We start from the raw sequence: 18,789 nt of genomic DNA on the forward strand, positions 1-18,789 counted from the left end.
CACCTTTCGGCACGCGGGGCGTTTTGGTATCAGCACGGCGTAGAGACGCATAGTTGCGTCTCGTCGTCCGCGCCTTCGCACTACTTATCGTTCAACGCAACGATTGAGACGCAAGGTTGCGTCTCTACACCGCTTCTACCGGCGGCGGCGGGGCTTCTCGTCCTCGTCCTCGTCGTCATCCTCGCCGCCGAAGCTGGGCATGGTGAACATCGACGACAAGAGGTCTTTGAACTGGGTGCCGCGCGTGACGCGGTTGCGCGAAATCAGGCTGTGCTCGGCCAGGCCGTGCAGGCAGAACTCCATCAGGAACCAGGTCGTTTCGGCGTCCTCGTTGGGGTGCAGGAAGGTGACGATGCCGCGCAGGCCGGGCACCTGCTCCAGGGCGGCGTGGTAGTCCTCGTCGGAAGCGTCGCTGAGCACGTCCACGGTGTTGCCGGCCCCGAACCAGTCCTGCACCTCCTTGTAAGGGTTGGGGCGCGACTTCACCTTTTTCTGCTTGTCGGGGTCGGGGAAGTAGTTCAGGAACAGCGTGCGGATGGCTTTGCCCATCAGCTTCTCGGCCACGATGCCGGCTCCCTCCTGCTCGCCTTCGTAGACCAGCTCCACCTTGCCGGTGAGGGCGGGCACGGCGGCCAGGAAATCGGCGATGCGCACGTAGGTTTTCTTTTCGCCGTTGATCAGGGCGCGCCGCTCGGCGGCACTCACCAGGCTTTCGTAGGCGGCAATGGTCAGGCGGGCCGACACGCCGCTCTTGGCGTCGACGAACTCTGAGGCGCGGGCCTCCACGGCCACCTGCTCCACCAGGTCGTGGATGATTTCGTTGGAGGTCACCATGCCCTTCTGCTCCTCTTTGATGCGGGCTTCCTGCTTGGTGATGCGCTTACCGACCTCGATGCTCTTGGGGTAGTGCGTGATGATCTGGGAGTCGATGCGGTCCTTGAGGGGCGTCACGATGGAGCCCCGGTTGGTGTAGTCCTCGGGGTTGGCCGTAAACACGAACTGGATATCAAGCGGCAAACGCACCTTGAAACCCCGGATCTGGATGTCGCCTTCCTGCAGGATGTTGAACAGCGACACCTGGATGCGGGCCTGCAAGTCGGGCAGCTCGTTAATCACGAAAATGCCGCGGTGCGAGCGGGGAATCAGGCCGAAGTGAATCACCCGCTCGTCGGAGTAGGGCAGTTTCAGCGTGGCGGCCTTGATGGGGTCGGCGTCGCCGATGAGGTCGGCCACCGATACGTCGGGGGTGGCCAGCTTCTCGGTGTAGCGGTCTGAGCGGTGCAGCCAGCTTACGGGCGTGGCGTCGCCCTTCTCGGCAATCAGGTTTTTGGCGTAGATGCTTAGGGGCTCCAGCGGGTCGTCGTTGAGCTCCGAGCCTTCCACGACGGGAATGTACTCGTCGAGCAAATCGACCATGAGGCGGGCAATGCGCGTCTTGGCCTGCCCGCGCAAGCCCAGCAGGTTGATGTGGTGCATGCTCAGAATGGCGCGCTGCAGGTCGGGAATAACGGTTTCCTCGTAGCCGTAGATGCCGGGAAACACCTCTTCTTTGGCTTGCAGCTTGGCAATCAGGTTGTCGCGCAGCTCCTGCTTCACGGAACGGGGCTGGTAGCCAGACTTTTTCAAGTCACCGAGGGTACGGATGTCAGTTGATTTCATATCGAGGGGAAGGTACGGCGTCCGGCAGCGTGGCAGGCCGGGCGCGGGAAGGTAGTGCTATAACTGCCTAAGGGGGTCATTGGTTCGAGGCCCGGTTGCGCCCGGCCCCGACGCCCCAAGGCCGGTATCACCCGATTATGTGAGGAGCCGCAGTAGCGTATAAATATATTATTAGCTATTCTTGCAAAAATTACAAAACACCTCTCGTTATGCGGAAAGTTCTTCGAATTATGGGCCTGCTGCTGGCCGTGGTGGTGGTAGCGGCCGTCGGCTTCGTGGTGTTCGTCTCGGCCCGGGGCATTCCCAGCTACGACGTGCCCAAACCAACCGGTATGCCGCTTATCGAGGCCACCCCGGCCCGGCTGGCCCAGGGCGAAAAGCTGGTGCTCTCCAGCTGCGCCGACTGCCACCTGAACCGGCAAACCAACCGCCTGGCCGGCCACCGCCTGCTCGACACGCCCCCGGAGTTCGGGGGCCTCTACTCGGCCAACATCACCCAGGACAAAGAGCACGGCATCGGGGCCTGGACGGATGCCGAGCTGGTAACGCTGCTGCGCACCGGCGTCGGCCGCGACGGGCGCTTCCGCATCGTGATGCCCAGCTTCGTACACATGTCGGATGAGGACGTGAGCAGCCTGGTGGCCTTCCTGCGCTCCGGCCACGAGTGGGTGCGGCCCGACCCCACGCCCTCGCACGAGCAGGAGCCTTCGTTGCTGGCCAAGGCCCTGGTAAACACCGTTATGAAGCCCACGCCCCTGCCGGCCGGCCCCGTGGTGGCCCCCGCCCCGACCGAGGCCGTGGCCTTTGGCCGCTACCTGGTGGTGGGCCGCTACAAGTGCTACGACTGCCACAGCAAGGATTTCAAAACCAACAACTCCCTGGAACCCGAGCAGTCGGAAGGCTACATGGGCGGGGGCAACAAGCTGCTCAACCTGCAGGGCCAGGAGGTGTACAGCCGCAACCTCACCTTCGACGCGGAAACCGGTATCGGCGACTGGACCGAAGCCCAGTTTGCCCAGGCCGTGAAGTACGGGATGACGCCCCGCGGCCCGCTGGCCTACCCCATGCCGAAGTATTCCCAGATGGACGACGAGGAAGTGCACGCCCTGTTTGTCTACCTGCAAACCCTGCCCAAGATCAGCAACGCGACGGCCGAGGACGGCGGCGCGGTGGCGGCGCGGTAAGCAGCCCGCTCTGGTCCGGGGGCCGTTCTGCCCGGCCGCCCGTCGTCTGCAAAGCCCTTTTCCGTAACCCGGGAAAGGGCTTTATGCGTTGTATGGGCACTAAGCAGCCAGGCCTTGCTAGCGCGCCGGGGCCAGTAAATAGCTGAGCCTACCGGCCCGGACACTGGCTACCGGCGGCTAGAGTAACGGTTGGAATGACTGCTCCGTACTAGGTGCCCCGGGCGGCCCAAAGCTGGCATGATTAAACGCGGATTAAAAATTTCCTTCCCAATATGGATTTAATCATGTTTTAAGACCGAGCTTTCATTGGCACTCTACCTTTGCGGGCGAAATCGGCTACTGGCTAGTGTGCCGCGCTGTACTCTTTTCTTCTTTTTGCTCTCATGGCCACCAAACAACTGGCGGTACCCCCCCCCACTCCCTGGCAGCGGCTCACCCGCATGCTCGAACCCGAGCGCCGCGCCATTCGCTACATTCTGTATTACGCCGTAGCCACCGGCCTGATCAGCCTCACGCTGCCGCTGGGCACGCAGGCCGTCTTCAACCTCGTGTCGACTGGGGCCGTGTTCAGCTCCACCTACATCCTGATCGGGGTGGTCGTGGTGGGCGTGCTGCTGGCCGGCCTGCTGCTCATCGGGCAGCTCACGATGGTCGAGGCCATGGAGCAGCGCCTGTTTGCCAAGGCGGCCATCGAATATGCCTACCGCCTGCCCCGCATCGAGCCCAAGGCGCTGGAAGGCGAGAATCCGGCCGAGCTGGTGAACCGCTTCTTCGACATTCTGACGGTGCAGAAGGGCCTCACCAAGCTGCTGATTGACTTGATGTTTGCCGGCATCCAGATTCTGTTCGGCGTCATTGTGCTTTCGTTTTACCACCCCGTGTTCGTGGGTCTGGGCTTCACCATTCTGCTCATGCTGGGCCTCATCTACTGGCTGAACTACCGCCGGGCCCTGCGCACAAGCATCGAGGAATCGGCCTACAAGTACAAGGCCGTGGACTGGCTTGAGCAGGTGGCCGGCGACCTGCCCGCGTTTCGCGACAACCCCGCCGCCCGCGAGCAGGCCCTGCTGCGCACCGACGAGTTGACGTCTCATTACCTGCGGGCCCGCAACGACCATTTCCGGGTGCTCAAGAACTACTACGGCTGGGCCATTGCCCTGCGCACGGTGCTCACCGGCGGCCTGCTCATTGCCGGCACCCTGTTCGTGGTGTCGCGGCAAATGACGCTGGGCCAGTTTGTGGCCGCCGAGGTGCTCATCGTGCAGATCAGCAGCTCCATCGAGAAGCTCATGACCGGCGTGGGCACCGTGTTCGACATGCTCACCGGCGTGGAAAAGCTGGCCACCGTCACCGACCTTCCTCTTCTGCAACCTGAATCGGCCGACGCCCATGCTTAATATTTCGAACCAGAACGTCGACGACTCCATCTGGCACGAGAAGCTGACCCACTCGCGCCGGGAAATACTGCAGTCCAAGGGCGCGCGGCTGCTGGGCCGGGTGCTGCTGGCCGTGGCCCTCATCTTCGTGGTTATCCTGTTTCTGCCCTGGCGCCAGACCATCGAGGGCTCGGGCATGCTCACCACCCTGCGTCCCGAAGACCGGCCGCAGACCGTGCAGAACGCCATTGCCGGCCGCATTGAGCACTGGAACGTGCGCGAGGGCCAGCTCGTGAAGCGCGGCGACACGCTGCTGACCATCTCCGAAATCAAGGACGAGTACTTTGACCCCAACCTGCCCGAGCGGCTCAGCGAGCAGCTGGCCGCCAAGCGCGGCAACGTAGCGGCCAACGCGGCCAAGATCGAGGCCACCGACCAGCAGATCCAGGCCCTGCGCCTGACCCTGAACGTGCAGCTCGACGCGGCCCGCAACCGCGTGACCCAGGCCCGCAACACGGTGCGCATCGACTCGGCCGATTTGGTGGCCGTGCGCAACGCGTTTCAGGTGGCCCAGGCCCGGCTGGCCCGCTACGAGGAAGGCTACAAAAACGGGCTGTTTTCCCTGACCGACATCGAAACCCGCCGCCTGAAGCTGCAGGAAGACCAGGCCAAGGTGACGGCCCAGCGCAACAAGCTGCTCAACTCCCAGCAGTCGTTTGCCAATGCCCGCATCGAGCTGAATAACCTGCGGGCCAAGTACGAGCAGGACCTGGCCAAAACCCTGTCGGACCGCAGCTCGGCCGTGTCGAGCCGGGCTTCGTCGGAGGGCGAGGTAGCGGCCCTGCGCAACAAGATCAGCAACGTGGAGGTGCGCCGCGGCCTGTACGTGGTGCGGGCCCCGCAGGACGGCTACGTGGTGCGCACGCTCAAGGCCGGCATCGGCGAAACCATCAAGGAAGGCGAATCCATTGCCACCCTGCAGCCCGACGCGCCCGTGCTGGCCGTGGAAATGTACGTGCGGGCCATGGACGTGCCCCTGATCCAGCGGGGCCGCCCCGTACGCCTGCAGTTCGACGGCTGGCCGGCGGTGCAGTTCTCGGGCTGGCCCTCGGTGGCCGTGGGCACGTTCGGCGGCACCGTGACGGTGATTGACGTGGTGAGCACTACCAACGGCAAGTACCGCCTGCTGGTGCGCCCCGACCGCCACAGCCAGCAGGATCCGGCCTGGCCCGCGCAGCTGCGCCTGGGCTCGGGCGTGTATGGCTGGGTGATTCTGGATTCGGTGCCGGTGTGGTACGAAATCTGGCGGCAGCTCAACGGCTTCCCGCCCAGCCTGCAGGCCGCCCCGAGCGAAGCTCCCATCAAGGCGCAAGCCGACAAGAAGTAGGCGCATGAAAAAACGACCGACTGGTTTTTGGTTTTTCGTGTTTGGTGTTTGGCTCGACCTCAACCAAACACGAAAAACCAACTACCAAAAACCAACTCTAGCCGCGCTACTGATTTTGCTGAGCCTGGCTCCCGACCTGCGGGCCCAGACGCCCGCCCTGCCCCGGCGCGAAGCCGGCCGCGACCCGGCCCCGCTCCAGACCCGGCAGCTGGCGCCCGGCCCGGCGGCCCCGGACACGGCCCGGGTGTTTTCGCTGCAGGACCTGGCCGATTTGGTATTTGCCCACCACCCGCTGGTGAAGCAGGCCGCCCTGCTCAGCGCCGATGCCCAGGCCCAGGTGCTGGCCGCCCGCGGCGGCTTCGACCCCAAGCTTGGCTCGGGCTTCGACCGGAAGCTGTTCGGCGGCACCGACTACTACAACCGCTGGACCAACGAGCTGAAAGTGCCGCTCTGGCCCGGCGGCATCGATCTGAAAGCCGGCTACGACCGGATGGTGGGCACCTACGTCAACCCCGAGTACCGCACTCCGCTCGACGGGCTGGCGGGCGTGGGCTTGTCGGTGCCGCTGGGGGCGGGCTTGCTCATTGACGCGCGCCGCAGTACCCTGCGCCAAGCCCGCATCATGGTGGCCGCCGCCGAGGCCGACCGGGTCAAGCAAATCAACGAGGTGTGGCTGCAGGCCGTGAAAGACTACTGGACCTGGTACTACACCTACCAGCAGGCCGCCCTGGTGCGCGAAGGCGTGGCCCTGGCCAACACCCGCTTCCGGGCTACCAGCCGCCGCGCCCTGCTCGGCGACCAGGCTCCCATCGACTCGGTGGAGGCCAGCATCACGGTGCAGGACCGCCAGCTACAGGCCGAACAGCTGGCCGTGGAATTGCAGAATGCCCGCCTGCTGCTCTCCAACCACCTCTGGAACAAGGACGCCCAGCCCGTGGAGCTGCCCACCTACGCCATGCCCCAGCGCCCCACGCTGGTGCGGGTCGATAGTGCCCAGTTCAGCCAGCTGCAAAGCCAGGCCGCGGTGGCCCACCCCACGCTGCTCAAGCTCGACGCCAAAATCCGGCAGCTGGGCGTGGAAGAGCGCTACCGCCGGGAGCTGCTCAAGCCCAAGCTCAGCGTGAGCGGCACCTTGCTCAGCCGCGGCGACTTTTACCGCCCCGAGGTGCCGGTCTACTACGACTTCGGCTGGGACAACTACAAGCTGGGCGTGGATTTCTCGTTTCCGCTGTTTCTGCGGCAGGAGCGCGGCAAGCTCCAGCAAACCCGCCTGAAAGTGCAGGATGCCACCCTGGAGCAGCAGCAGAGCCGCCGTACCATCGTCAACCAGGTGCAGGCCGTGTTCAACACGCTGCGCGCCTACGAGCGGCAGCTGGCCTTGCAGGAGCAAACCATTGCCAACCAACGCACCCTGTTGCAGGCCGAGCTGCAGAAATTCGAGCTGGGCGAAAGCACGATTTTCCTCATCAACGCCCGCGAATCCAAGCTTATTGAGCTGCGCCTCAAGCAGGAAAGCCTGCGGGCCAGCTACGAAAAAGCCCGCGCCGAGCTGTATTACTACGCCGGCACCCGCACGCTGGGCGCGCAATAGTCAGCTGCTGAGCACAGCCCGCAAAAAGAACGTCATGCTGAGCGAAGCCGAAGCATCTCTACCGCAAGAGTAATCAAATTACCATTGCACGCGAGATGCTTCGACTTCGCTCAGCATGACGTTCTACTTTATTCTAAATCAGCCTGCTTACAGCGTTTTGCGGCGGTTCTTTTTGTAGTCTTCAAACACCAGGTGGCCCAGGCCCTTGAGGCCGCTGTAGTAGGCTTTGCCCTGATTCACCTGGGTGAACTCCTCCACAAACTGCTGCAGATACGGGTCACTGGCAATCATGAAGGTGGTAATCGGGATTTTGAGGCGACGGGCGGCGGCGGCCAGGTTCAGGGTCTTGTTCACGACTTTGCGGTCGAGGCCGAAGCTGTTTTTGTAGTAGCCGTTGCCTTCCTTCAGGCAGGTCGGCTTGCCGTCGGTAATCATGAAAATCTGCTTGTTGGCCGTTTTGCGCTTGCGCAGCAAATCCATGGCCAGCTCCAGGCCGGCCACCGTGTTGGTGTGGTACGGGCCCACTTCCAGGTAGGGCAAGTCCTTGACGCTGATGGGCCAGGCGTCGTTGCCGAACACGATAACGTCGAGGAAGTCTTTGGGATACTTCTGCTTGACGAGCTCGGCCAGGGCCATAGCCACCTTTTTGGCGGGCGTGATGCGGTCCTCGCCGTAGAGAATCATCGAGTGCGAGATGTCAATCATCAGGACCGTGCTGGTCTGGGTTTTGTGCTCGGTTTCGCGCACTTCCAGGTCGCCCTCGGCCAGCATGAACTCGTCCGAGAGGCCGTGGTTGAGCTGGGCGTTGCGGATGCTCTCGGTCATCGAAATCTGCTCCAGGGAGTCGCCGAAGCGGAAGTCGCGGATGTCGGTGCTCAGCTCGTCGCCCTGCCCGGTCTGGGGCGTGCGGTGGTTGCCGCTGTTGCCCTTCTTGAGCTTGCCGAAGATTTCCTCCAAGGCGCTCTTACGAATGCCCTGCTCGGTTTTGGGCGTAATCTTGAAGGCGCCCCGCTCCTGCTCGTTTTCGTCGATGTACCCCTTTTTCTTCAGGTCCTCGATGAAGTTACCCATCCCGTAGTCGTTGTCGGTCAGGCCGTACTGCTTATCCAGCTCGTTGAGCCACGACAAGGCCTCACCAACGTCGCCCGACGTGATGGTCACCAATTGCATAAATAGCTTAAACAGTGTCTCGAAGCCTTTCTCGGACGACTCTTCGGGCACGAAATCCCGGAAACGAAAACCTGCGGACATAATTCGGGGAGTTGAGCGTTGATAACAAAGCGGCGGCTGGCAATGTTCAGTACGGAGGTTTTAGCGCCGCCTCTCCTTCTTGAGCTAACGAGTAGTTTATCCAACCTTCCAACCACACCACCATGAAAGCCATCTGGAACGACACGGTAATTGCTGAGAGCAACGACACCGTGGTAGTCGAAAATAACCATTATTTCCCCGCCGACGCCATCAGGCGCGAGTTTTTCGAAGACAGCATTGCCCAAACTTCCTGCCCCTGGAAAGGCCGGGCCAGCTACTATTCCCTGCGCGTAAACGGGGAGCTGAACAAGGATGCGGCCTGGTATTACCCCGAGCCCAAGGACGCGGCCAAGGAAATCAAGAACCGGGTGGCCTTCTGGAAGGGCGTGAAAGTGGTGGAATAAGCCGGCAGCGGGCCTATCTTCACGGCTTCCGTTGCCGTATAGGCAGCCATACCCCTTTTTCGTTTTTGTATGCGTACCTCTTCCCGCCTGCTGTTGGCGGCTTCTTTGCTGACCGTGGCCGCCGGCTGCGACAGTGCCCGCGAAACCACCACCGGCCAGCCCAACCCCACCACCTCCCGCGCCCCGGAAGCCGCGCCCCCGCCCGGCTTCAGCAAAACCCTGACGGCCGCCCCCTACACGTTCGTCGTTAGCTCCCAGGGCCGGCTGGGCCAGCGCCAGCTGCTGGTGCGCGCCGAGCAGGACGGGCAGGAGCTGACCACCGCCCAGGACTCCATTCTGGGCGAAGTGAAGGATGCCCAACTGGTGAAACTGACTGCCGGGCCGGGCTCCGAACTGCTGGTGTTCGTGGAAGGCGCCGGCAGCGGCTCCTACGGCGAAGTGCGCGGCTACTGGTTCGGGGGCAAAGACTGGGAACGGATGACGATGCCCAAGCTCTCGGGCCCGGCCGCCCGGGGCTACCAGGGCCAGGATAGGTTTCGGGTGCAGGGCAAGGAAGTCGTGCGCTCCTTCCCCATTTATCAGGAAACCGACGCCAACTGCTGCCCCAGCGGCGGCACCCGCACCGTGCGCTACGTGCTACCCGACCAGAGCCTCACGTTCCGGCAGGTTAGCGTGGTCAATGAAGCACCGGTGGTGCAATAAGCAGCTACGTAGTTACTACCGAAGCCCTTGTCCGGAACCGGGCAAGGGCTTTTACTTTTTCGGCCACTTAAGTGCGCAAGAATCGGGTTTGGACCGGACCAGCCGGGCCGTAGCTTTGGCAACCATTCTGCCTTTTGTCATGACTGACTACCAACGCATTGCCGCCGCCATCGGCTACCTCCGGGAAAACTTTCGGGAGCAGCCCACCCTCGAACAGCTGGCCGAGCAGGCCCACTGGAGCCCGTTTCACTTCCAGCGAAAGTTTCAGGAGTGGGCCGGCGTCAGCCCGAAGAAGTTTCTGCAGTACGTCAGCGTGGAACACGCCAAAAGCCTGCTCCAGCAGCAGCTTTCGGTGGCCGAGGCCACCTACGAAACCGGTCTTTCGGGCACCGGCCGCCTCCACGACTTATTCATGCGGGTGGAGGCCATGACGCCCGGCGAATACCGCCAGGGCGGCGCGGCCCTGACCATCCGCTACAGCTTCGCGGAAAGCCGGTTCGGCCCCTACCTGGTGGCCTCCACGCCCAAGGGCATCTGCCGCCTGCACTTCGCCGACGATGCCGCCCTGGCCCTGGCCGAGCTGCGCCAGGAATGGCCCCAGGCCACGCTGTTCGACGAGCCGGCCCCGCTCCATGCCCAGGTCGCCCACTTTTTCGCCCGCGACTTCCAGCCCACCGACCGGCTGCACCTGCACCTGAAAGGCACTGCCTTCCAGCTTAAAGTCTGGGCCTCGCTGCTACGGATTCCGGAGGGCCGGCTCTCGACGTACGCCGGCGTGGCGGCCGGGGCGGGCCACGCGGCGGCCGTGCGGGCCGTGGGCACGGCCATTGGCGCCAACCCGGTAGGCTACCTCATTCCCTGCCACCGCGTGATTCGCCAGGGCGGCGAGCTGGGCCAGTACCGCTGGGGAGCCACCCGCAAAACGGCGCTGCTGGGCTGGGAAGCCGTCCGGCAACAAGCGCCGGACGCAAGCTATGTGCCGTACTGAGCGGAGCCGGCCTTGGTTGATGAACTTAGCGCACGCGCACGAAAAAGCCCCTGATCTGGTAGAACAGGGGCTTTTTTAGTATGCGTCAGGCAAACTACTCAATCCACTTGAACTTGTATTCGAGCTTGGGCACCGGCATGCGGTCGGCGACGCGGCGCAGGCGGTTGGGCAGGGCCATGATGTAGTCGCGGGCTTTTTCGGCCGCCCCGTTCAGGCCCGTAATCTGGTCGAGCTTCCAGGTGGTGATGAGACCTTCCAGAATGTCGGTGTAGTCCTGGCTGGTGTAGACGCCCAGGCGCTGGGCGGCGTCGGTGAAGTGGCCGAAGGTCTTGCCCATTTCCACGCCCAACTCGCGCATGTAGTGGGCCGGCATCACGATTTTCTTGCGCATCATGTCTTCGAAGGCCAGCATCATTTCCGAAGGATCGACCTCGAAAATCTTGTCGACAAACGTCTGGTACACGCGGGCGTGGCGGGTTTCGTCGCCGGCAATCATGCCGCAGATTTTGGACAGCTGCGCGTCGCCGGCCTTGCGGGCCAGAGTGCCCACGCGGCGGTGCGAGAGGTTGGTGGCCGCTTCCTGGTAGCTGGTGTAGATGAAGGCCCGGTAGGGGTCGTGGGCGGTGCCCAGGTCGAAACCGTCGGCAATCAGGTACTGGGTGCTGGTTTCAAACTCGCGCATGTTTACGCGGCCACTCAGGTACAGGTAGCGGTTGAGCAGGTCGCCGTGGCGGTTTTCCTCGGCCGTCCAGCCCCGGATCCACTGGGCCCAGCCGTTGTTGGGGTCTCGGTTCAGGTCGTCGAGCTGGTGAAACCAGGCTTCGTAGTTGGGCAGAGCTTCTTCCGTGATAGTGTCACCGATCAGCACCGCTAACAGGTCGTAGCTCAGCCCTTTGGCCCGCTCGCGCAGTTCGCGCACCTCCTCGAAGAAGGTTTCCGAGCGGGAGTCGGGAAGATAGTCGGCGGGCTGCCAGCTGTCCTCGACCTTTTTAAGAAAGCCGTCGATATTTTCTTTTAAAAAGGATTCGAGATGCTGAAGCACCTCCCCGCGGGAGGCCACAGTTGCAATCATAGGAAGGGGAAAAGAGGTATTTCGGGGTCAAATGTAGGCATTCACCTCTCAGGGATACGTAAGAAAGAGCCCGGCGGCTGCCTATAAAATTTTGGCATTTTACCTTTATTTCATCCGTTCCACCCGCACCCGGTACCGCCCAGGCAGGTGGTCCGCCCCGGCCGGCCTTGCACCGACGGGCTGGACGTAGGCCCGCCACTGGTGCGCGGCCAGGTAGGCCGGCAGCCAGGCCGCCAGCTCCGGCGTCAGCCACCACTGGGTAGCGGGGTGGGCGGCCAGTTGGGCCAGGGCCGGGGCCAGCTCGGCCGTGCCCGTCAGCTGCCGCCGAAACGCGGGCTGCGAGGGGTCGAGCGTGGGCCAGCCGGTGAGGCCGAGCACCGAATGCGGCGTCAACCGCAGACTCTCAAACGGCGACTGGGACTTGTAGGCAGCTTCGAGGCCAGCCCCTACCACCAGCTGCCCGGCCTGGGTGGCGCGCTCCAGCTGGCGCAGCACGGCCAGCCCGGCGGCCCGTTCCTGGCGCAACACCTGCACGCGGTGCGTGGTTTTGAAGGCATACGCCACCAGCAGCAGGCTCACCACGGCCAGCAGCAGCGGCGAGAGGCGCGGCAGCGGCCGGCGGGTGTCGCGCAGCACGTAGGCCAGGTTGCTGAGCAGCCACAGCCCCATCAGGGGCATACCCAGGCGGGGCGGCAGCTTGAGGACCAGGCCCAGGCCCAGCAGCAACCCCAGGAAAAACAGCTGCCCCAGCCAGAAGCCGCTCCGGTGCGCAAACCGCTGACTCCGGGCGACCAGCAGCCAGCTCAGGGCCAGCAAAACCAGCAGGGCGAAATAGTCGCGGGCGAGCAGGCCGGCCCAGGCCGCCATCTTGGCCGGCACCGTATCCCGCAGAAAGGCCGCCGGCTCGAAGCGCGCCGCCCGCTGAAACAGGCCCGCATTCACCAGGCGGGCGTCGCCAAACACCCAGTGCTCCACGGCTTGCAGCCCCAGCCGGTCGGCCGGCGTGCGGGGGCGGGGCTGATAGAGCTGGTAGTCGTTGAGGTTGGACTTGAGCACGTCCAGGGTGCGGTAGGTGGCCGTGGCCGGGCTGCTGCCGAGCCATAGCACCAGACTAGCCACGGCCAGCAGCAACCCGGCCCCGCCCACCAGGGAAGCTCCGCGGCGGCCGGCCAGCCACACCGCGCCCGGCGCCGCGGCCAGCACGCCCAGCAGGGCCGCGCTGGGCCGAATCAGCCAGGCCAGCGCCAGGGCCAGCCCGGCCAGCAGCAGGTAGCGGCGGCGCGCGGCGCGCTGAGCGGCCAGCAGCAACGCCGCTCCCGCCAGCAGAATCGGCACCCGCACGTAGTTAAACCACAAACCGTGCTCCAGCCAGGCCAGGCCGTAAAACCCGCTCAGCAGCAGCGTGAGCGGCCCGCCCGCCAGCCGGGTTTGCAGCAGCCGGTCGAGCACGGCAAAAACCAGCACGCCGGCCAGATACAGCAGGCCGTAGAGCAGCAGGCCATACCAGGGCACCGCGGGAAACTGTTGGTACAAACCGGCTAGCAGCGGGGCCAGGCCGTGGAAGTAGAGGTGCAGGTCGGTGACGGGGGCGGCGGCCGTGCGCCCCTGTAGCAGCAGCACGATGCTCAGGTCGTCGTTGGTTTCGAAGTAGCACCCCAGCCCGGCGCTGGCCGAGAGCAGCAGCAGCAGCGGCAACACGACGACGCGCAGGAAACGGGGAACGTGCATGAGGGGTCCGGCGGGAAAAGCGCAACCCGCGCCAGCGGGGTAAAGATGAGAAACGAAAAACGATTTTGCGGGGCGGCCCCGACTGCCCGGCCCCCGACCGGCCGGGCAATTAGCGCCAATTCGGTTGCTTTGCAGTTGTGAAGCCTCTCTCCCGCCGCCTGCCCGACCTCACGCTCCTGTTCGTGAGCCTGCTGACCGTCGCCTACTTTTTCCTGACCCACGAGGGGCTCTACGACCTGGACGACTATTACTACGCCCGTTACGCCCACCAGCTGGCCAGCGGCACGTTCCGGGTGGTGCCCGACCCGCGGGGCCTGCTGCACGACCCGCTCAAGGAGCGGTGGCTGATCTTCGGGCCGGTGGCGGCGCTGTACCGGGTGTTTGGCATCGGCATCATCACCGGCACGCTGTGGCCGCTGCTCTGCACGCTGGGGTGCGCGGTGGTAATCTGGGCCACGTACCGGCGACGGGAGCCGGTGGTAGCGGCGGCGGCCATGCTGCTGCTGGGTCTGCACTACTTCACGCTCAACCTCACGAATTACCTCTACCCGGATAACATCCTGATGTTCTGGTGCCTGTGCTGCGCCGTTGCCCTGCGGCAAGGTCGTGCCGGGCCGGGCCGCCCGGGGCGCTGGGGCGCGGGTTTTGCCGTTCTCAACTTCGCCGCCCTGCTCAGCAAGGAAACCATCGTGTACTACCTGCCTTTCTACCTGGGGCTGCTGGCCGTGGATGCGTTCCGGCGGCGGCACGGCCGCTTCTGGGCCTCGGCAATAGGGGTGGGCGCGGCGCTGCTGGGGGCCTCCCTGGCCTTCTACCAGCTCTATACCCACGACGCGCTGTACCGCATTCACCTGATTGAGCACACCAACGAGTTTCTGAAGGAAGGCAACTTTCTGGTGGGCAACCGGGCGGCCCTGCTGGCCCGCGTTACCTATCAGCCCCTGCAATTCCTGGTCGGTACCGGGCTGGGGCTGGCCCTAGTGCTGGCCGGAGCCGCCGCCGCCGGCCGGCACCGCTACGCCGCTTCCGACGCGGGCTTCTGGCTGGCGCTGGCTGCTTCTACCCTGGCCTTTTACTGGCTGGGCAGCACCTCCCTGAGCCAGTACAACCCCATTACCCTGCTCCCGCGCATGACCACGCCCCTGCTGCCGCCCCTGTGCCTGGCCGCCGGCTTTGGGGTGCGCGACTTCGTGCGTACCGGGCGCGGCGGCTACGTGCTGGGCCTGCTGCTACTGGCCGCGGCGGCCTGGCTGCACAACAGCCTCTCGGTGCTGTACGGACTGCCAGGGCTCTATTTTCTGGTGGCGGCCTGGTGGCTGCGTCCGGCGGCATCCGGCTTAGCACAGTTTAGTTCGGAACGGCTGGCGGCGGGCACCCTGCTGGTGCTGGCCCTGGCCCTGAGCATCCGGCCCGTATACTTCATGCGGAAGCCCGGCGTGTCGTCGTACTTCCAGCAGCAGCGGGTTATTGACCGGCAACTGCGGGGCCCGGCGCGGGGCGTGGTGTTTGTCGATGACTTCCTGGTGGGCAACTACGACTTCTCCTTCGGCTTCCGGGTGCCGCCGGGGCTGCGCTTTCGGCGCTACTCGGCCGCCGACTCGGTGCAACTGGCGCCCGGCGAGCAGGCCTGGCTGCTGATTAACGGCAGCACGCTCACCAACCCCGAGCTCACGCGCAAGCTGATTCGCTACTCCGAGGCCGAGGTGCTGGCCCGCTTCCCGCGGCGGCGGCAGCTGGCGCGGGAGGGCCAGGTCACGCTCTACCAGGTGCGCTAAGTGGGCCGCGCTACCGGCCGCGCAGCCCGGCGTACTGGCCCAAAACCCAGTCGAGGGGGCGCACGGCGTGGGCGGCGGTGAGCAGGGCGTATAACGCCCGGGCTTCGCCCAGATTGCCCCAGCGCACGGCCTGGCGCAGTTCCCAGCGCAGGCGCACGGCCAGGGCGGCCCGCTCGGTGGGGGTGCGGCACAGACGCAGGGCCTTGCGACACACGGCAATGGTGGAGGCCAGGAACGGGTCGTTGGGCTGGTAGCCCCGGCGCGACATCGAGGCCGGGTGCAGGCGCTTGCGGGTCGTGACCTGGTCGAGGAAGTAGAACTGAAAGTCGCGGGCGGCCCGCACCCAGAAGTCGAAGTCCTCGTAGGCCAGGGCCTCGTCGTAGCCGCCGAGCTGTTCCAGCACCGCGCGGCGCATCATCATGGTGGGCGTGCTGATGAAGTAGCGGCTGAGCACGTCGGCAAACACCCAGCCCGAGGCCGGGCGCGGGTGCAGCTGCCCGCCCGCGCGGCGGTAGTGGTGGCGCACGTAGCCCGAGGCCTCGTCGATCAGCTCGGCATCGGTATAGACCACGCCGTAGTCGGGCGGCAGGCGCTGGAAGCAGGCTACCTGCCGGGCCACCCGCTCGGGCAAGAGCACGTCGTCGGTGGCGAAGTCGATGAAGTACGCGCCCCGCCCCTGCCGGAACGCCCGGTTGAAAGCCCGGCAGTTGCCCAGGTTCTCGGGCAGCAGCAGCAGCTGCCACCCGGGGTTGGCCGCCGCGTAGCGCCGCAATACGTTGGGGCTTTCGTCGGTGCTGGCGTCGTCGACCAGTATCACCTCCAGGTGCGGGTAGGTCTGGGCCCGAATGGAATCCAGGGCCTCGGCTAGAAAGGGCGCGTGGTTGTAGCACAGGGCCACGATGGTCACCAGCGGCAGGGCTTCGGCGGGGCTGGCGGGCAGGTCGGCGGGCTGGTAGGTCATGGGAGCTTAGCGCCAGTAGGGCCGGAAGTAAACGAGGCAGCCCGCGAGCAGGATGCCAAAGCGCAGGGCGTGGGCCAGGGGCGCGCCCCACAGGCCGTAGCGGGGCAGCAGCACGGCCAGCAGGGCGGCATAGAGCACGGCCGAGCCGGCCTGCACCGCCACGTAGCGCCCCACCCGGGCCTGGGCCATGAGCAGAAACAGCAGGGTCCAGGTCAGGAACTTGGCCCAGTCGCCGATAAACTGCGGGGCCAGCAGCTCGCGGGCGGCCCCGAACCGGGCATCAAACAACAAGGGCAGCAGCCAGTCGCGCAGCAGCCAGAGCCCGCCCAGGCCCAGGGCCACGCCGGGGGCCAGCACCCGCAGCACCGTGCGCACGTAGGCGCGCAGGGCGGCGGGCTGCCCCACCAGCGCGGCCAGGCGCGGGTAGTACACGCTGCCCATCACGGCCGAAAATACCATCGTGTAGTTGTCGGAAAGCTTGGCCACGGCCTGCCACAGACCCGTTTGGGCCAGGCTGAAATAGCGAATCAGCACGTCGCGCATCACGAAGTCCACGGCTTTGCTGAACAGCAGCACGCTGGCGGCCATCAGCAGGAAGCGGCCCAGCTGCCGCAGCGCCACCCGGCTCACCCGGCCCCGCAGGGCAGGCAGCAGGCCGTGCCGGGCGCACAAGGCCAGGGTGGCGGCCAGCGTGCTGCCCTGGGCCAGCAGGTACACCAGCAGCACCTGCTCGACCCGCAAACCCAGCCATAGCGCTGCGGCCACCCCGGCCACGCCCACGCCGCTGAGCACGGCCGTCAGCACGGCGTAGGCCCGCAGCCGGCCCGCAGCCAGCAGCACCGATACCCAGAAGGTATTGGCCGTGAGCAGCACAATGCCGCCGGCAAACAGCACCACCCAGGCCCCCGACGGCTGAAACACGCCCACTAGTTGCTGCCGGGCCAGCAGCAGCGCCCCCGTGCCCAGCACCAGGGCCCCGGCATTGAGCACCAGCCCGGCCCCGAGCCACACCCGGTACCGACCCGAGCCCGGCCGCAGCGGGGCCAGGTATTTTACCAGGCCCACGTGCACCCCGTCGTTGGGCAGGGTGGTAAACAGGGCCATCAGGTTCTGAAAGTGCGCCAGCAACGTCAGCCCGCCGGGGCCGCCGTACACGGCCAGCAGCTTGTTGAGCAGCAGGGCCCCGGCCGTGCGGGCCCCCACCGCCAGCCCCGAGCTGAACGCGCCCCTGAGAAAGCGCCCCACCGTGCCGGCCACGGGCGCGGAGGAGGAAGGCGTATCGGGCGAGTCGAGGGGCTGCATGAAAGGCAAAAGTAGCGGATGTTCGGGCGTGGGCCACGCCCCGCTCATCCGGCCCGGAAAAGGCGTGGATTTCGGGCCGGCCGGTCGGGGCGGCAGAAAATTGAATCCGCACGTGTGCGGAAGGCCTGTCAAGGGCTTAGGCATGGCTCCGCACACGTGCGAAGTGCCTCTGAAGGGCTTAGACATGGCTCTTCACCGGTGAAGGGTGCTTCCCAAGTCCTTTGGCATGGCTCTTCACTAGTAAAGGATGCTTCCCAAGGGCTTTGACATGGCTCTTCATCGGTGAAGGGTGGCTCCCAAGCTCTTAGTGGTCGTCCTTCAGATCTGAAGGACGACTACCAGGCCGTCGGCTTACTTCTCGAACGTGAGCCGCAGGCTGGGCACCCCGCCCAGGTGGCGCTTGAATTGCAGCAACGACTGGTTCAGGCCCTCGGGCAGCGTGGAAGTGCCCAGGTCGAGCAGGGTTTGGCCGTTGGCGCGGCCAAAGGCGTGCAGGCCCTCGTTGAGCATCACCACCGGGCTGAAGGTGTTGAACGCCAGCGGACTGGCCGGGTAAAAATTGTAGAGCACCCGGCTGCTGACGCGAATGGCGATGGTCAGGGCGGCCCACTCGCCGGCCGGGGTGCGCACCGAAAACAGAAAGTGGTCCTGCGGAAACAGGCGGAACAGCTCCTGCAAACGCTCCAGGCTAAGGGACAGCGCCTGGCCCTTCTCCCGCCGGCACCGGCTCAGAAATTCGTAGGCCAGGGGCAGGTACAGCGGGGTTTCCTGCTCAAACACGAAGCCCTGCTGCTGGCACTTGCGCAACCGCCGCCGCTCCGAGGGGTGCAGGCGGGCCCGGAAGTCGGCGTGCAGCGGCAGGTGGTGGTTGATTTCGGCCAAGGCCACCCGGTAGCCCCGCTGCTGCAAGGCGTGGGCGAGCCGGGCGCTACCGGCGGGGTCGTAGCTGAAGGGGTAGCTGCGCAGGTGCAGGTGGGGCCAGCCCCGGCGGGCCAGCTGCTGCTCCACCTCGGCCAGGAACGCCAGCAGCACGGCCGCGGGCAGGTCGTCGAGCAGCTGCACGCCGCCAAACGGGGCCTGCCAGGGGCTGCGGGCCTCGTCCCGGCCCGCCTCGCCGAATGCGTGGAGCTGGGCCACGGTCTGCTGCCGGTGCTGGTCTTCCAGGTAGCAAGCCAGCACCTGCCCGTCCAGCCGCTGCAGATTCAGGTGGGCGGGCGTCAGGTAGAGAAACGGCTCGAAGGCCAGCGGCAAGGTGGGGGCCGCCACCTGCCCGGCCGGCCCCGCGTGCAGCCGCACCGCATACCGGTCGCCCTCCACGGGCAGGGGCAGCAGAAGAGACGAAGCAGCGGGCATGCGGGAAATAAAAAGGCGGTAATCGGGGCCGGAAGGGCGAAAGTACAAGTAAAATC

Annotated in this window: 15 protein-coding genes; 8 read left to right on the top strand and 7 right to left on the bottom strand. The window is 65.3% G+C overall.

All coding sequences use genetic code 11. The features are described 5' to 3' along the window. Window positions 1-135: 135 nt before the first annotated feature. Entirely contained in the window at window positions 136-1,659 is a 1,524-nt protein-coding gene (locus E5K00_RS05480; RefSeq protein ID WP_135462247.1) for a sigma 54-interacting transcriptional regulator, read from the bottom strand. A 209-nt stretch (window positions 1,660-1,868) separates the two neighbouring features. Here E5K00_RS05480 and E5K00_RS05485 point away from each other — a divergent pair, with 209 nt between their 5' ends. From E5K00_RS05485 to E5K00_RS05500, 4 genes are all read left to right on the top strand, one after another. Further along, on the top strand, window positions 1,869-2,843 hold the full coding sequence (locus E5K00_RS05485) for a c-type cytochrome (protein WP_135462248.1): 975 nt from the start codon (window positions 1,869-1,871) through the stop codon (window positions 2,841-2,843). A gap of 383 nt (window positions 2,844-3,226) precedes the next feature. Continuing rightward, entirely contained in the window at window positions 3,227-4,240 is a 1,014-nt protein-coding gene (locus tag E5K00_RS05490) for an ABC transporter transmembrane domain-containing protein (protein WP_135462249.1), read from the top strand. Further along, window positions 4,233-5,606: an HlyD family secretion protein gene (locus tag E5K00_RS05495; RefSeq protein WP_135462250.1), complete on the top strand. Its 1,374-nt coding sequence runs from the start codon at window positions 4,233-4,235 to the stop codon at window positions 5,604-5,606. The genes E5K00_RS05490 and E5K00_RS05495 overlap by 8 nt, the downstream gene beginning before the upstream one ends. Window positions 5,607-5,610: 4 nt before the next feature. Next, complete coding sequence (locus E5K00_RS05500) at window positions 5,611-7,197, top strand: TolC family protein (RefSeq protein WP_135462251.1); 1,587 nt, start codon at window positions 5,611-5,613, stop codon at window positions 7,195-7,197. Window positions 7,198-7,344: 147 nt separating this feature from the next. Here the strand turns inward: E5K00_RS05500 and E5K00_RS05505 are convergent, their stop codons facing one another. Next, complete coding sequence (locus E5K00_RS05505; RefSeq protein ID WP_135462252.1) at window positions 7,345-8,448, bottom strand: vWA domain-containing protein; 1,104 nt, start codon at window positions 8,446-8,448, stop codon at window positions 7,345-7,347. 122 nt (window positions 8,449-8,570) lie between these two features. Between E5K00_RS05505 and E5K00_RS05510 the strand changes: the two genes are divergently transcribed. The 3 genes from E5K00_RS05510 (at window position 8,571) to E5K00_RS05520 (ending at window position 10,542) form a co-directional block, all read left to right on the top strand. Continuing rightward, window positions 8,571-8,852 carry a DUF427 domain-containing protein gene (locus E5K00_RS05510; protein WP_135462253.1) on the top strand — a complete coding sequence of 94 codons (282 nt, stop codon included), beginning with the start codon at window positions 8,571-8,573 and terminating at the stop codon, window positions 8,850-8,852. A 69-nt stretch (window positions 8,853-8,921) separates the two neighbouring features. Further along, window positions 8,922-9,554, top strand: coding sequence for a hypothetical protein (locus tag E5K00_RS22780; protein WP_167856758.1), 633 nt, complete (start codon window positions 8,922-8,924; stop codon window positions 9,552-9,554). Window positions 9,555-9,693: 139 nt separating this feature from the next. Beyond that, complete coding sequence (locus E5K00_RS05520) at window positions 9,694-10,542, top strand: methylated-DNA--[protein]-cysteine S-methyltransferase (RefSeq protein WP_135462254.1); 849 nt, start codon at window positions 9,694-9,696, stop codon at window positions 10,540-10,542. Window positions 10,543-10,636: 94 nt separating this feature from the next. Here E5K00_RS05520 and E5K00_RS05525 read toward each other — a convergent pair whose 3' ends face one another. Next, the gene (locus E5K00_RS05525; RefSeq protein ID WP_135462255.1) at window positions 10,637-11,614 is read right to left on the bottom strand and encodes an acyl-ACP desaturase; all 978 of its coding nucleotides are present in this window, start codon (window positions 11,612-11,614) and stop codon (window positions 10,637-10,639) included. A gap of 105 nt (window positions 11,615-11,719) precedes the next feature. Then, the gene (locus E5K00_RS05530; protein ID WP_135462256.1) at window positions 11,720-13,342 is read right to left on the bottom strand and encodes a hypothetical protein; all 1,623 of its coding nucleotides are present in this window, start codon (window positions 13,340-13,342) and stop codon (window positions 11,720-11,722) included. A 137-nt stretch (window positions 13,343-13,479) separates the two neighbouring features. Between E5K00_RS05530 and E5K00_RS05535 the strand changes: the two genes are divergently transcribed. Further along, on the top strand, window positions 13,480-15,117 hold the full coding sequence (locus E5K00_RS05535) for an ArnT family glycosyltransferase (protein WP_135462257.1): 1,638 nt from the start codon (window positions 13,480-13,482) through the stop codon (window positions 15,115-15,117). Window positions 15,118-15,127: 10 nt separating this feature from the next. On the opposite strand, the gene E5K00_RS05540 is transcribed toward E5K00_RS05535, so the two are convergent. The 3 genes from E5K00_RS05540 to E5K00_RS05550 form a co-directional block, all read right to left on the bottom strand. Then, entirely contained in the window at window positions 15,128-16,078 is a 951-nt protein-coding gene (locus E5K00_RS05540; RefSeq protein WP_135462258.1) for a glycosyltransferase family 2 protein, read from the bottom strand. Between the two features lie 6 nt (window positions 16,079-16,084). After that, window positions 16,085-17,380 carry an MATE family efflux transporter gene (locus E5K00_RS05545; RefSeq protein WP_135462259.1) on the bottom strand — a complete coding sequence of 432 codons (1,296 nt, stop codon included), beginning with the start codon at window positions 17,378-17,380 and terminating at the stop codon, window positions 16,085-16,087. A gap of 351 nt (window positions 17,381-17,731) precedes the next feature. Further along, entirely contained in the window at window positions 17,732-18,733 is a 1,002-nt protein-coding gene (locus tag E5K00_RS05550; protein WP_135462260.1) for a hypothetical protein, read from the bottom strand. Between the last annotated feature and the right edge of the window lie 56 nt (window positions 18,734-18,789).

Origin of the sequence: Hymenobacter aquaticus, from assembly GCF_004765605.1 — a bacterium.
GTDB classification, from domain to species: Bacteria; Bacteroidota; Bacteroidia; order Cytophagales; family Hymenobacteraceae; genus Hymenobacter; species Hymenobacter aquaticus.